This is a genomic window from Treponema socranskii subsp. socranskii VPI DR56BR1116 = ATCC 35536 (assembly GCF_000468115.1).
Taxonomy (GTDB): domain Bacteria; phylum Spirochaetota; class Spirochaetia; order Treponematales; family Treponemataceae; genus Treponema_D; species Treponema_D socranskii.
This window is the reverse complement of sequence record NZ_AVQI01000059.1, coordinates 41,133-55,289: the sequence shown is the minus strand read 5'-3', so window position 1 is coordinate 55,289 and position 14,157 is coordinate 41,133. Positions and strand designations below refer to the sequence as shown.

General features: G+C 48.9%; 10 protein-coding genes. 3 read left to right on the top strand and 7 right to left on the bottom strand.

What is annotated here, in order from left to right; genetic code table 11:
* Position 1: 1 nt before the first annotated feature.
* The 4 genes from HMPREF0860_RS07980 to HMPREF0860_RS07965 form a co-directional block, all read right to left on the bottom strand.
* Complete coding sequence (locus HMPREF0860_RS07980; protein WP_021495659.1) at positions 2 to 1,072, bottom strand: hypothetical protein; 1,071 nt, start codon at positions 1,070 to 1,072, stop codon at positions 2 to 4.
* The gene (locus HMPREF0860_RS07975) at positions 1,069 to 1,941 is read right to left on the bottom strand and encodes a tetratricopeptide repeat protein (protein WP_021330870.1); all 873 of its coding nucleotides are present in this window, start codon (positions 1,939 to 1,941) and stop codon (positions 1,069 to 1,071) included. The genes HMPREF0860_RS07980 and HMPREF0860_RS07975 overlap by 4 nt, the downstream gene beginning before the upstream one ends.
* On the bottom strand, positions 1,938 to 2,573 hold the full coding sequence (gene rpe, locus HMPREF0860_RS07970) for a ribulose-phosphate 3-epimerase (RefSeq protein ID WP_021330851.1): 636 nt from the start codon (positions 2,571 to 2,573) through the stop codon (positions 1,938 to 1,940). Before rpe ends, HMPREF0860_RS07975 begins: the two co-directional genes overlap by 4 nt.
* Positions 2,574 to 2,685: 112 nt before the next feature.
* Entirely contained in the window at positions 2,686 to 4,113 is a 1,428-nt protein-coding gene (locus HMPREF0860_RS07965) for an LTA synthase family protein (RefSeq protein ID WP_021330876.1), read from the bottom strand.
* 215 nt (positions 4,114 to 4,328) lie between these two features.
* On the opposite strand from HMPREF0860_RS07965, the gene HMPREF0860_RS07960 reads away from it, so the two are divergent.
* The 3 genes from HMPREF0860_RS07960 (at position 4,329) to HMPREF0860_RS07950 (ending at position 9,294) form a co-directional block, all read left to right on the top strand.
* Entirely contained in the window at positions 4,329 to 5,360 is a 1,032-nt protein-coding gene (locus tag HMPREF0860_RS07960) for an MraY family glycosyltransferase (RefSeq protein WP_051169976.1), read from the top strand.
* Between the two features lie 71 nt (positions 5,361 to 5,431).
* Positions 5,432 to 6,496 (top strand): glycosyltransferase family 4 protein, encoded by a 1,065-nt coding sequence (locus HMPREF0860_RS07955; protein WP_021330858.1) that lies wholly within the window; start codon positions 5,432 to 5,434, stop codon positions 6,494 to 6,496.
* A gap of 92 nt (positions 6,497 to 6,588) precedes the next feature.
* Positions 6,589 to 9,294, top strand: coding sequence for a YidC/Oxa1 family membrane protein insertase (locus tag HMPREF0860_RS07950; RefSeq protein WP_038081437.1), 2,706 nt, complete (start codon positions 6,589 to 6,591; stop codon positions 9,292 to 9,294).
* A 27-nt stretch (positions 9,295 to 9,321) separates the two neighbouring features.
* On the opposite strand, the gene HMPREF0860_RS07945 is transcribed toward HMPREF0860_RS07950, so the two are convergent.
* The 3 genes from HMPREF0860_RS07945 to HMPREF0860_RS13295 form a co-directional block, all read right to left on the bottom strand.
* Positions 9,322 to 11,085, bottom strand: coding sequence for a hypothetical protein (locus HMPREF0860_RS07945; RefSeq protein ID WP_021330883.1), 1,764 nt, complete (start codon positions 11,083 to 11,085; stop codon positions 9,322 to 9,324).
* Positions 11,086 to 11,195: 110 nt separating this feature from the next.
* A complete protein-coding gene (locus tag HMPREF0860_RS13300) occupies positions 11,196 to 12,695 on the bottom strand; it encodes a DUF3943 domain-containing protein (RefSeq protein ID WP_021330884.1) in 1,500 nt (499 codons plus the stop codon).
* Positions 12,692 to 14,086: a DUF3943 domain-containing protein gene (locus tag HMPREF0860_RS13295; protein ID WP_021330887.1), complete on the bottom strand. Its 1,395-nt coding sequence runs from the start codon at positions 14,084 to 14,086 to the stop codon at positions 12,692 to 12,694. Before HMPREF0860_RS13295 ends, HMPREF0860_RS13300 begins: the two co-directional genes overlap by 4 nt.
* Between the last annotated feature and the right edge of the window lie 71 nt (positions 14,087 to 14,157).

Below are 14,157 nucleotides of genomic sequence, written 5' to 3'. Positions count from 1 at the left end.
CTTACTGCTGCCTCAGCTGCTCGAGGATCGCGTCGAGTTCCGCATTGAGCGCGTCGAGTTCGTCCGTATTATCATCGTAATCGCTCAATGCCCGGATCCTTTGCAAAAGAGAGTCGACGTATGCTTTGTTGAGTTTCCATTCGGGAACGGCTCTCTCGGACGCGATTTTCGTTTCCGCTTCATCCGGAAGTGTTTTATCAAAAGAAGCGATATACGCCTCTCCTTTGGGCGGATTCCCGTCTGCGGAAAGCGCGATGTAAAAGACGATATTCGCTTCCGCCCCGCTTTCAAGCACCGCTTTCGGCCAATTTACGGCGAGCGCGGAATTGTTATACGACGTCACGCTGTCGAAAGAACGGGCGGGAACAAAAACCGGACACCACATCGGGAGGGAAAGCACGTCTTTATTGCCGAGCGTCGCCTCTTCGATCTTTGTCGTATCCGCTCCGTACAATAAAAACTGCACGGCCGCTTCCTGCCCCTGCGACAAAATCCAGCGGGATACGCTCATATCGTGAAACTGCGTTTCCGCATTGATCGATTTTATATCAGCCGTCGAAAAATGCCTTTGCGTTTTTTCTCCGAGTACCGTATCGAATACGCCCTTGAGCGCAAAGGTATTCCGCTTTTTCCCCTTATTGATGACGGAAACGCGCACTTTTACGATATCGTCGAAAGGGCTTTCGGGAGACCTTGCAAACGAAAAATCGACCGTTACGTCCGCAATTTTGTACAGCTTATAGACGAGCGTCCCGCCGTCGGGATTCGCTTTCGCCCCCGTTGCGGCTCCGCCGGACGAACTTAAAAGGTATTCTTTTTTTCCGGCAAGAAGCGAAAAATACGTCGATGTAAACGCGTCCGCTCCGGAAAAAACCGCCGTTTCGCTTCCGTCTTCTCCGAGCGCGTATATCTGAAATGTCCCTCTCTCGCCCCGAAGCACGAGTTTTACGCTTCCCGAAGATACTGTGACGGTCTTCGCCTGCGGCCCCTCTTTTGCAAAGAGATTTCCGGACATCGATAAAACGAAGCAAACGGCAAAGACGGCGCCTCTCAAAAAAAATCGTCCGTTCACTGTGCGCCCTCCCCCATCAGCGCTTCCACTTCGCGCGCTTTCGCTTTGAGGCGGAGCACGCGCTGGTTTGCTTCGGCTTTTTGAGCAGCGAGGCGGTTTTGCAGATCGGCAAGCTCCGCCTGCAGGCGTTCGTTTTCCGCCGCAAGCGCTTCGTTTTTTTTCTGCAGATCGGCCGCTTTTTTTTCGCTTCCCGAAGAAGTGATGCTCACCGCATCGTACATGTGCAGCTGCTTTTCATAATCTTCTTTTGCCGCCAAATACGCTTCCCCCGTTTTTTTCAGGAGATACAATAATTTTTCTTCGCGCGTACGCTGCGCGATCGCTTCGATGCGATGCTCTGCCGCCTGAGCTTTTGCGTCGGATGAAAATTCGCGTACGATGCGCTCGTACAGCGGAAGCGCTTCATCGTAATTGTAGCCGGCATAAAAGGATTCGGCGATCCAAAACAGAGACGATGCGTACATTTCGTGATCGGCATGCTGATGACAAAAATCGCTCAAAAGCAAAACCGCTTTTTCGTATTCTCCGAGATAAAAAAACGCCCTCCCTTTTTGATACTGCACGTACGACGCGTATTTCCCATCCGGAAAGCGTCGAAAATAATAATCACAGTCGGCAAGCGCTTCCGTATATGCTCCGGCATACATTTCCGCCGCAATGAGCATATAGCGCGTATCAGCCGTATCGTTTTCGGGATAGGTCGCCGCTTTGCGGAGGGAAATCATCGCCGAATGCCAATCGTTCGATTTAAATGCGTCACAGCCCTGAGCAAGAGCCGCCTGTCCTTCACGGGATGCGGAGAAAACGGCTGCCGCACAAAAAACGAGAGCGGCAAGGACGAACGCAAAACGTTTTACGCTGACGATCATATCGACTCCAAATCGAATTCGCCTTTAAAAAACGCGGAACCCGACACGAGAATGTCGGCACCCGCGCCGATCACGAGAGGCGCCGTCGCTTTATTGACGCCTCCGTCGACGGAAATATCAAATGAAAGATTTTTCGCTTTTTTAATTGCCGAAAGCTCTTCGATTTTGCCCACACACGACGAAATCAACGCTTGTCCGCCGAAGCCGGGATTTACCGTCATGACGAGCACGAGGTCGACGAGGGGCAATATTTCGGAAAGCGCGGAAACGGGCGTCGACGGAACGAACGCGATGCCCGCTTTTTTGCCGAGCGATTTGATGTGCTCGATGAGCCGATGAACGTGTACCGTCCCTTCGATATGAAAGGTGATCCAGTCGGCGCCGCAATCGGCAAAAGAATCGACTTGAAGCTCGGGATGTTCGACCATGAGGTGTACGTCGAACGGCAACTTCGTATGTTTTCTCAAAGAAGCAATAACCGGCTGCCCGTACGAAATCTGCGGCACGAAGCTTCCGTCCATCACGTCGATGTGCACGGAACCGCTGTGGTTCTGTTCGATAAATTTAAGCGCCGCCTCCAAATGCGCAAAATCGGCGGAAAGCAGCGACGGAGAAAGCCTAACCGTACTCATTTTATTTATTATATCAGAATACGGGCAAACTGTCTATTATCGTTTCGATGTATCGCGGCAGGTGACCGTACCGGAAACTATTTTATAAAACATATATTAAAACGGAAACCGCTCAGCCTCTTTCTTTCAGCGCTTCGTATTGCTCCGTTCGCTTCATGAGTTCGGCGTTCACTTTTTCGGCACCGTACGTTTCGACGAGCGTTTTTTCACCCGAATAAAGCGAGCGGCCGAAGCCGAGAGCGCGGCCTTCGATCGTACAGCCGATGCTTTCGAGCATGGTCGGAAACATATCGTAGGGGGCAAAGCGCCGGTTTTTTTGTACGGATTGCGGCGGCGTCAAAACCGAATTGACGATAAGGTCGAGCCAGCGCCGCTCGGCATTTGCGCCTCTAACGGGACTTTCGTCGACAATAAAATTATTGTGCGGAGCGACGAGAAAATTGTGGTCGCCCATGATGACGACGGTCGTATTGTTCCACCACGGCTCGCCTGCCATCCAGCCGATAAGATCGCTCACTTGCTTATCGGCGCAGCGGATAACGTTCATAACCTGCCGTTTATCCGTATCGGGACACAGCGGGCATTTGTAACCGTCGGGAAAATGCGTGTCGACGGTGAGCATACCGAAAAAAAACGGTTCATCGCCCTTTCCCAATTCTTCAAGCTCGCGACGGGCGAGCGGATACAATTTTTGATCCTCGAATCCCCAAAACACTTGATACTGCATGGGAATCAATCCGTGCGCTTTATACCAGTGGATATCGTGAATTTCGACGCCGTGATTTTCGAGAAAAATATCGCGATTTTCAAACTGTTTGTCGCTTCCGAAAGCAAAGCGGCAGCGGTAGCCGTTTTCGCTTAAAATATCCGTGAGCGCGACGGCGCTTTGAAGACAGCTGAGTTTTCCGTCTTCGGTCTTGGCAAAGGGCGCAAAATACGGAAGCCCGCTGAACTTCGAAATGATGCCGGCGGCTGTCCACGACGTGCCTGCAAGGTTTTCCCCGCCGCCGAGTTTTTCGTTTTGGCTGAAATTGACATTCGCCTTTGCAAGAGCAGTGATGCCGGGGATGAGGTTTTCGCGAAAGAGTCCGCCCTCTTCGATCGACGCAAACGACGACTCGACCGATTCCATAAAGATGACGACGAGATTGCGCTTGGTTTCGGGAAACTCGATGCGTACCGATGCGGGATCGACATAGTGCGTATCGTAAAAATCGGAATGCACCGGAGTTTTATGTACTTCGTATAAAATCTCAGCGTACTTCCACGCGCGGAGCGTTACGACGGTTATCGCGGCGGCCAAAATCACATACGAAATGCCAAACACAAAACACTTATCCGCATCCGCCAAAACGGAACGGAATTTCCGTCCTTTGATTTTTTTATACGCTTTTGCAAGGGCAAAGTTACAGAGCAAAACAAAAACGTATATGCTTCCTGCCGGTACGATGACGCTTTTAAAGTACGATAAAAACGTACCCGAATCGTGTCCTTTCATATTTGCACCGACGACAAAAAACACCGCATAGGCGTTATCCATCGGATACTGTATTCGAGACCAGCGGAGCGCAAATAATGTTGCAACTGCAAGGATACATAAAACGTGGGCGATAATTAATTTAATTGATATTCTACGCATGAATCACAAATCCGTTGTGCTACTGTAGCAAAAAACGGCGATCTGTACAATAAGGCGCAAATCGATACATTTCACAAGGATTGCAAAAGGCGCTTCTATGCGATATCATATACCGTATGTGGATTTCAACCGTTCTCTCATTTGTATTAAGCGCTTGCTCTTTCCCGTTTATCATAGCCCTATGTAAACGCTATCGGCTCTACGATCCGATAAGCGCTCGGAAAATCCACTCCGGCAATATCCCGCGATTAGGCGGCATCGGTATCGTAAGCGCATATTACATCAGTCTATGCGTCTATTCGCTTATTTTAAAAAGGCTTTCTCTGTTGATCCTTCTTCCGATTTTTATTTCCGGCATCATTATCTTTGCGTTCGGCATACTGGACGATCTTCGCGCTATGCCGCCGGTATATAAACTCATCGCACAGATTATCGCCGCATGCATCGTCATATACGGAGGCTTCGAATACCGGCAAATATTCGGCATCATCTTGCCGCGCTGGATAAGCATACCGTTTACGATCCTTTGGATTATCGGTATAGTCAATGCGTATAACCTCATCGACGGTCTCGACGGTTTGTGCGGGGGGCTTGTTGTCCTTACGACGCTTACGCTTTTTATTCTTTTCCATAAAATAGCAAATCCGATTGCCGGACTATTTTTGCTTATCGCAGCGGCAGTATTCGGTTTTCTGTTGTTTAACGAACCGCCTGCAAAAATTTTTATGGGCGACGGAGGAAGTCAATTTTTAGGCTTCATCGTAGCGACAGCTCCGCTGTGCTTTGCTTCGGAACCATTTGAATTCAATAAATTGCTGATAATGTTTGTCCTCATATCGATTCCGATGTTGGACACGATTGCCGCTATTTGGCGGCGCGTTCGCGATCACCGTCCCATCATGACTCCCGACCGCGCGCACTTGCACCACAAATTGCTCAATATCGGTTTTACCGCAAAACAAGCAATGATTACGCTCGTTTCCATTCAAGCGATATTGTGCAGTGCGGTTTGCTTTACAATATACTTAAACAAAACACAGAGCACTGTTTTGCTTTCCATCGCATACGCATTTATGATTTTTTTCTTTTCGATGATTCATTTTATAAATAGGGCGGTCAATAAACGACGACACCCTCGATCCGAATAAAAAAAGCGCACTTTTCGCCGTGCGGGATTTTCCGCTAAAAACTGTACGTGCGATTTGTTTTCGAGGGATTGATGACGAAGTTTCTTATCAACGGAAATTTTTTGTGCCGAAATCTCACCGGCATCGAACGCTTTGCATGGGAAATCTGCGCTCGGCTTGACGCGCTTCTCACTCCATTCGACGACGTATCGATTTTCGTTCCGGCAAATGCAAAGAGCGTTCCCGAATACGCGCATATCAAAGCGATTAAATCCGATACCGCGCTCAAAAGTTTTCCGCTTTGGGATTTACTTGTGTTCGCAAAAGCGTGCCGAACGCACGGCGCAACTGCGCTCGATTTTTCAAATACGGCGCCGCTCGGCAAAACCTGCGGCGTCGCGTTTATCCACGATATATATGCAAAAGACTTTCCGAACGATTTTACATCGTTTCGAGATAAGCTCGTCGCCGCCTATTGCCGCTTCCATTACCGGAGCATCTGCAAAAATGCGCGCCTCGTCTGTACCGTGTCGCATTTCAGCAAAGAGAGAATTGCAAAAGTCTACGGCGTTTCCGAAAACCGCATCGCCGTCATCGAAAACGGTTGGGAGCATTTTAAGGAAGTGCAATCCGATACGGGCGTTTTTACGCGTTTTCCGAAATTAAAAAATAACAATTATTATTTTACGCTCGGCAGTTTGAGCAAACGGAAAAACCTCGCATGGATAGCATCTCATGCGGCACAGTATAAGGACGAACTTTTCGCAGTCAGCGGAAAAGCGATCAGCGGTCTCGTGCCGCAAGAACTCGAATCGCTGAAAAAACTTTCAAATGTCGTGCTTTTAGGCTATGTATCGGACGGAGAAGTAAAAGCGCTCATGGAAGCGTGCACCGCTTTTATCTTTCCGTCGTATTACGAAGGTTTCGGTATACCGCCGCTCGAAGCGCTTTCGTGCGGTACATGTGTCATCTGCGCAAACTCGGCGAGTCTGCCGGAAATCTATCGAAACTGCGTGCACTATATCGATCCGAAAAATTCTGCCGTCGACCTTCCCTCCCTGCTTGCACAGCCTGTTGCCGCGCCCGATGAAATCCTCGCTGCCTGCACGTATGAAAACGCCGCGAAAAAATTATACGCCGCGCTCAACAGCCTGTAGCCCTATCGACAGGGGTGCTGCAAGACGATAAAAGTCGAATACGAAATTCGCTTTCATTGAAAAATATTTTCCCTTACGCTATACTTTCCGGTATGGCTCATTTTCTCTATACGATTATCATCTATCCGCTCTATCAAATCATAGAATTCGCATTTAAATTTTTCGGCGATGTTTTCAAAAATACCGGTATTTCAGTTATAGGCGTCAGCATGGCCGTTTCGATACTCTGCCTGCCTCTGTACATCGTCGCCGAACGATGGCAGCAGATCGAACGCGATACGGAAAAAGCGCTCGAAGGCGGCGTGAAGCGCATCAAATCGGTTTTTTCGGGTGACGAACAATACATGATGCTTTCGACGTATTACCGACAGCACCGCTATCATCCGCTCATGGCGCTCCGCTCTTCGTTCGGCCTTTTAATTCAAATTCCGTTTTTTATCGCAGCCTACGTTTTTCTTTCAAACCTGTCCGCGCTGAGAGGCGAACACTTTTTGTTTATCCGCGACATGGGAGCCGAAGACGCTCTCTTCCGCATCGGAAACTTTCCCGTAAACGTACTTCCGATCGCGATGACGCTCATCAATATCGTCGCGGGAGCCGTCTATACGAAAGGCTTTAAGCTCAAAGACAAACTGCAGATTTACGGCATGGCGCTCGTGTTTCTCGTTCTCCTGTACAAATCGCCGGCGGGTCTCGTCCTCTACTGGACGATGAACAACGTCTTTTCGCTCGTAAAAAATATCTTCTACAAAATAAAACGCCCGCTCCTTGTCCTGTATGTTATACTGTGCGCCTGTATTTTAGGAGCCGATTATTTTTTGCTATTTAAACATAACGGTTTATTGCATAAACGGATTTTGCTTACCTGCGTCCTTTCGCTGCTGCTTTTTGCGCCGCTTGTCGTAAAATTTTTGCAGCGTCTGCTCGATACCGCGCTTTCCCCGCTCGTCGAAGATAAAAAACTGCGCTTTACGCTTTTTATCGCTTCGGCAGTATCGCTGTGCGTGCTCGCAGGCTTTGTGATCCCTTCCTACGTTATCAATTCCTCAGCCGTGGAATTCGCCGACATCGACGGTTACGGAAGTCCGCTCGCTTTTTTGCTCGAGTCGACGATGCAGATGCTCGGTCTCTGCGTTTTTTGGCCCGTCTGCATCTATTTTTTATTCAGGGCCCGCATACAAACGCTCATCACGCTTTTTTTGACGACGGCGCTCATCGCAGGTATCGTCAACACTTTTTGCTTTTCGGGCGATTACGGAACCTTGTCGCGCCTCATCACTTTTTCGACATCGCTTTCACAGCCGCCGAAATTGTTGATTATTATTAACATACTTGCGATGCTTGCAGTCATTGCTTTTCCGATCGTCGTCGTCGCGCTCGGACGGCAAAAAATTTTACAAGGCATCGTATCGATCGTCCTCATCGCAGAATGCGCCGTAACGGTCTTTCACGCTTTTTCAATACAGAGCGCATATCGATCGTATAAAAAAGATATCGCACATTCGGTTGAAGAAGCGTCTTCGGTTACACCGGTATTTCACCTGTCGAAAGATAAATTAAACGTCGTCACGTTTATGCTCGACAGAGCGGAAAACGCCTACGTCAAACCGATATTCGATGCATACCCAGAATTATACGATCAGTTCGAGGGCTTTACGCTGTACAAAAACACGGTGTCGTATAACGAAGGAACGCTGCTCGGGGCGCCCCCGCTTTACGGCGGTTACGAATACACGCCTTACGAAATGAACAGGCGTGCAGATCAAAAACTCGTCGATAAGCACAACGAAGCGCTGCTCACCGTGCCGCGCATACTTACCGAACAGTCCGATTTTCTGGCAACGGTTTCCGATTTAAGCTGGGCGAATTACAGCTGGATTCCCGACATGAGCATCTGCGATCCGTACGAAAAAATCACCGGCATCAACACCGAGCGAAAATACACAAGCCTTTGGATAAAACAAAATTCCGACAAAGTAAAACCGAATATCACGAGCACCGCTCTCAAACGCAATCTCGTGTGGTTCAGTTTGTTTAAAACGGTTCCCGTCGTCATGAGAGACAGCGTGTACGACGACGGATCGTGGTGGTCGTCGGATAGCCGGACAAACGACAATACGGAATTCATCGATTACTATTCGGGACTCGCTTTTTTGCCCGAACTCACCGATTTTACCGCCGATACGAATATGTACTGTATGATCGTAAATGAAACGACGCACTCCAATCAAACGCTGCAGGCACCGGACTTTACGCCTGCGGCAAATGTCACCGACAGAGGTCCCGAAGCCATCGCGGATTTCGGCGGCATCGGCGGAAACGTCGCTTCTTTTAAACTGCTCGGAAAGTGGTTCGACTATTTAAAAGCGAACGGCTGCTACGACAATACGCGCATCATCCTCGTAGCCGATCACGGTATCGGAACGTCGGACGGCAAAAAGCTCGACTTTCCCGACGACTGGCCGATGTCGTACAATCCCGATCACTTGCATCCGCTTTTGCTCGTAAAGGATTTCAACGCTTCGGGTACTTTGACGATCAATCACGATTTTATGACAAACGCCGATGTGCCGTCGATCGCGCTGAAAGATATCGTAAAAGATCCCGTCAATCCTTTTACCGAAAAACCGATCGTTGCAGTTCCGCCGGATGAAAAAAAAGCGTCGGGCGTCGTGCTGACGCATAACTGGCAGCCGGGCGCAAATTTAATCAATAAATTCCGCGTACCCGATGCGGATTGGTACACGATTTCAAAGGATATGTTCGACGCTGCAAACTGGGAACAGGGCGTTCACTGATCGAAAAAACCTCGCTGTGTACGCGAGTTACAACATCGTATAGGTGCACGAAAGAGAAAGCTCGACGCCGTGTGCAAAGGAGCCGCTCACGTTTTTATTGTTAAAAACAAAGGTATACGAAGTTTGCGCACCGAATTGAAAATGATTATTTAAAATATAGTTTCCTTTTAGGGTAATGCAGTTCGTATATTGCACGATCCCCGTAAGGCGGTGGGTGCGTGCGAGCGAAGCGGCATCGGAAGCGGAAAGCCCCTGTGTGCCGCCCGTTTTTTTATATATCTTATACAGCACGGACGGATAATAGCTGTAATATTTTTTACCGTCTATCTCGATTTCGTTGCCGAAGAGGCCGAACGAGTTCGTGCCGTGCGCGACGAAGAGGTATTCGAAATCCGCCGACCATTTGCCCGGCTGCACGTAGCCGACTCTCGCCTGCGCTCCGATACAGTCCGGGCCGAACGGGGTGCCGATCCACGAACAAATCGGCGTATTGCCCTTGCTCTGCATATTAAAGCGCTCGCGGTACAGCGACCATTCGGCGCCCTGCTTGACGTAGCAAAACGGCGTCGTATAAACGGCTTCCGTCGTCGCGATCCAATAGCCGCCCCTGCTTTCGGGAAAGGTCAGCTCTACGCCGAGCTGCACGCCGAAACTGTCGGGAAGGGTTTTTCCGGTCTCGGACTCCAATTCGATCGCCGACTGTATTTCGTTTTGCGCATACAATCCGTATATACGCACGTTTTTACACGGCACGATATCGAAATCGATTCCCATATATGCGCAGACGTACGCTTCACCGTAATACGGCTCTTCTTCTTTGCCGATATATTCCGTCCACGCGCCGAACGAATGCATGATCATAAGCGGATTTAAAAAACGGAACTCAAAGGGACGGGCGACGAGCGTTCCTTCGATAACACCGGCGCGTATCCATTTGAACGGAGAAGCTTCGATCCTGTGCGTATATAAAAATTTATCCCGCGCGATTTCGACGACGTTCATGCCGTATCTGATGTGCGGCGAATAGAGGTTGAACTGCACGTAGGCATCAGTCTCGAATGTCGAATTATAGATGATGCTGCCGGTCTGCGTTTTTCCGATGCGCATCCCCTGATGAGCGATATTGACATTGACGCCCCATTTGTTAAAATACGCACCCGCGCTTCCGTAAGCGTTGCGCGGCCACAAAAAATCGAAGTCGTGAAAATCGTACGGCAGATTCGTAACGTTTCCGTCGTTCGACATTCCCCAAAAGCTCTTTGCAAAACACGGATCCGTTTCAATGACGAAGGCGTCTGCGAACGTAAGATAGAGCGGAACCGTGACAAAGGGGTCTGCAGCATCGCTTCCGATAAACGACGATGCGGCACCGTAGGGTTTCGGTCCCGCGTGCCCCGTATAATCGGTCGCAAACGTCCAATCGATATCGCCCGAGCTTTTGTACATGAGAGACGGTTTTGCGATCAGATTGAAACCGAAAGCAACGTCTCCGTATTTCAGCGAAAACGCATCGCGCTTCAAAAAACGCTGCACTTTTTCATAGAGTTTTTTTCCCGATGTCGAAAGAGCGTCTTCATCGATATCGGCCATATACATTTTGATTTCCGCAGCTGAAAGGGGCGCGTTGTCCGCAAGGGATGTTCTTCCCGATTCCGAGTTGAGCATATACAGGGCGTCGTATATCCAGTGCTCCGACGGAATGAGCTGCTGGGAACTGTGGATTTGTGCAAAACAAAAATGCGAAATCGATAAGAGAACGCACAGCGTGCAGATTTTTTTTACGCTTGTCATATCGTTATGATAATGATATTCGAGCGGAATGTCGAGATTTTATTCGTTCGGGGATCAAGCGTTCGCCGTAAAGTGCGGGCGTATCTTTTCTGCACATGCGTATGCAGGATTTAAAAATAACGCTTTACGTACAGTTTCCAATCGCTTGTCGTTTGAAAGACGTCGGAACCCTTGTTATAAAAGCCGAATTTTTGATACAAAAAAAACGACAGTCCCGCATAATAATTTTTATACACGCAGTGTTCGTAAGCTGCGTTTCCGTACCAGATGAGATTGCAGCCCGAAGAACCTTCGGGAGGAGCGGAACCGGGTATCGTATAAAACGCACTGAACGCTCCGTCGAGAAAAAAAGTTCCCGCCCAAGGGTTCGCCGCTTTAAATCCCGCCTTTGCGTTTCCGCCGATTCCCAAATCGTAGAGGCGCTGTTCGCTTCCGTCGTATTTCGATTTTCGCTTGTTCGCTTTGAGATTAAAATAATAATCGGACGCACCCAAGTATGTAGCTCCCATGCCGCTTTTCCACTCGATCGTCCACTTGTGCGGCAAAGCGTGTCTTTGACGAACCGAAAAACCGAACGAATTGTTTTGATAATTCAAATCCGTCGCCATGATAAAATCGTACGAAAGATCGAGGGCGAGCGTCGTCGCAGCGGCATCGTTCGCTTCAAAAACCCACGAGCGCAAAAAGCCGTCTGCAAATATTTTTATGTCGTAATAATTTCCGTCAAAACTCGCATCGGTCGAAAGCGTAAACCGTTCGAACGGCTTTTTTACGTCGCGCACGTATGGGTTTCCGTATAAGATGTCGAAACCGATTCCGCCGGAAACTGCATTGCGGTAGCCGTCGTCTTTATAAGCTTTATCGGAAAAACCGAACGCGCTGTCGATGTGATCGATTGAAAGGCGCAGTGAAAACGCTTCGATCCCGCCTTCCTCTCTCGGCGCTTTTTCTCCGGTGAGAAGCCGGTTGAAAGCGGCTTGCGGGCTTGCGATCCATGAAAGATAGGGATACTTATCGTCGAGCGAAAGGTAGATGCGATGGAACATTTCGCCCAAAAAGCTTCCGCCGATCGGAGTATGGATAAAGTCGTTAAAGGAAGGCGGCTCGTTTTCCATCGTATATTCCCACATGAGCGAGCCGAAGGCCGCAAACGCAAACGATTGCCAAAAATTAAAACCGTTCGCTCTGCCTGCCGCAAAATAAATCGATCCCTGATACGGATGGCCGATTTGATTTATTTCGAATTCGTCCTGATCCCACACCCACGGATGCGTGATATTGTGCCCCATCGTAGCAAGTGAAATATCCGCGAATTCCGATCGCGTGACAATTCGATTAAACGTCGTCACGAAGATATTGAATGAAAAGACTTCGCCTGCGGCGATCGCACCGTGCCGAAAATCGGCTTCGGTAAATTCCGCCTTTCCGAAATCGCTTTCAGCCTTTTTAGCGCTGTCGCCCGTACCATCTTTACCGAAAGCGCTCTCAGCCTTTTCGGTAAAATCGATCGTTTGAGCTTCAACGACATCGCCCGCATTTTCTTGCGCGCAAAGAGCCGCACAAACGCACAATAAAAGTACACAAGCCGCAAGCCGTATCGTTTTTTTCATAGAGCCGCCTTTCCGTACAGCCGTACGTTGTTTGAAATAAATTCGACGTGCGGAACATCTCCGTAGAGATTCCATTTGTGATATATAAAATCCGCACCTCCGATTGAAAAATTTTTCCAAAGCGCATGTTCGTAGCGTATGTCGGCATACTGCACAAAGAGCGCCCCTCCGTATCCGCTTTTTCCGTCCGGCAATTTAAATAAAAAATCGCCGTTTGCCGATGCTTGGAATGTACCGAATCGCCTGTTTTCGATCGTTATTCCGAGTCTGGCATACGCGCCGGTATAATAATCGTAAGTCCGCTTCGAATCTTTTTTATAATTTGTTATTTGTTTCATATAATAATTATTTTCAGTCGCATTAATGATATCCCATCCGGCAAAGGCTTCCCACTTGAAACTCCACTTTTCATCGACAGACGCTATGAGCTGTTTGATTCCCGCGCCGCCTGCGGCCGTCGCGTAGTGTGTATCGGATGCGAAAATGACATTGTAGACCGCTTCGACGCCGAAAGTCGACTTCGAGCGTCCTTCGGCCAATATCGGAATCGAATACAAAAGCCCGTTCGCAAAAACTCTCAAACAGTATGAGTCGATAAATCCCGCAATCGAAAGATCGAGCGTAAACTGATCGAGGGGAGCTTCGGTTTTGTGAGCGTAAGGATCACCGTAGACGGCCTTTATGCCGCTTGCAAAAACGGGGACATCGATGCCGCCCGCATTATCGTAGGTATCGGAAAATTTAATAAAATTCGAAAAAAGATCGACACCGAAAAAGAGTTCGAGCGATTCCACTCCGCCGGACACTTCGGGAGCTTTCGTTCCCGTTACAAAACGGTTGAACGCATCCTGAGGGCTTATAAACCACGTAAGCGGCTTGAGCCGTCCCTTCGTCGACAAAAACAGGCGATGCAGCATCTCTCCGTAAAGCGCTCCCGCAAAGGGCGTTACGATCATATCGTTGATCGAAGGCAGGCTCGTTTCCATAAACAGTTCCCAAAAGAGAGAGCCGCCGGCCGAAAACAAAAAACTTTGATAAAAATTAAAACCGTTTGCTCTTCCCGCGTTGAAATAGAGAGAGCCGGCATAGGGGTGCGCAAATTGATTGACGGCAAAAGAGCTTTGATCGAACTCCCACTCGCCGCTTGAAAGATGCTTCCACATAAACGACGGATTCGTCTTCGCAAAATCCGCATTGAGTACGATGCTGTCGAATGCGTTTACGGCGAAGTTTACGCCGAGTATTTCCGTCGATGCGATAAAAAAGCCGCGCAGCCCGGGCTTTGAAAAGACGACACTGTTTTCGGTTTCGATGTCCGCTTTACCCTCTTCCGTGCGGCACGGTACAGAAAGTATGCAAAAAAGCAATAAAAAGACGCAGACGAATTTCATAAATACGGCTGTACTGTATCATAAAAAACGTTCTCTGTAAATGACGGATATTTTATTGATTGAAACGGCGA

Bases quoted from the DNA above. Each gene is read 5' to 3' on its own strand.
- HMPREF0860_RS07975 (WP_021330870.1), bottom strand. From the start codon at position 1,941: ATGATCGTCAGCGTAAAACGTTTTGCGTTCGTCCTTGCCGCTCTCGTT.
- rpe (WP_021330851.1), bottom strand. From the start codon at position 2,573: ATGAGTACGGTTAGGCTTTCTCCGTCGCTGCTTTCCGCCGATTTTGCG.
- HMPREF0860_RS07965 (WP_021330876.1), bottom strand. From the start codon at position 4,113: ATGGATAACGCCTATGCGGTGTTTTTTGTCGTCGGTGCAAATATGAAA.
- HMPREF0860_RS07960 (WP_051169976.1), top strand. From the start codon at position 4,329: ATGTGGATTTCAACCGTTCTCTCATTTGTATTAAGCGCTTGCTCTTTC.
- HMPREF0860_RS07955 (WP_021330858.1), top strand. From the start codon at position 5,432: ATGACGAAGTTTCTTATCAACGGAAATTTTTTGTGCCGAAATCTCACC.
- HMPREF0860_RS07950 (WP_038081437.1), top strand. From the start codon at position 6,589: ATGGCTCATTTTCTCTATACGATTATCATCTATCCGCTCTATCAAATC.
- HMPREF0860_RS07945 (WP_021330883.1), bottom strand. From the start codon at position 11,085: ATGACAAGCGTAAAAAAAATCTGCACGCTGTGCGTTCTCTTATCGATT.
- HMPREF0860_RS13300 (WP_021330884.1), bottom strand. From the start codon at position 12,695: ATGAAAAAAACGATACGGCTTGCGGCTTGTGTACTTTTATTGTGCGTT.
- HMPREF0860_RS13295 (WP_021330887.1), bottom strand. From the start codon at position 14,086: ATGAAATTCGTCTGCGTCTTTTTATTGCTTTTTTGCATACTTTCTGTA.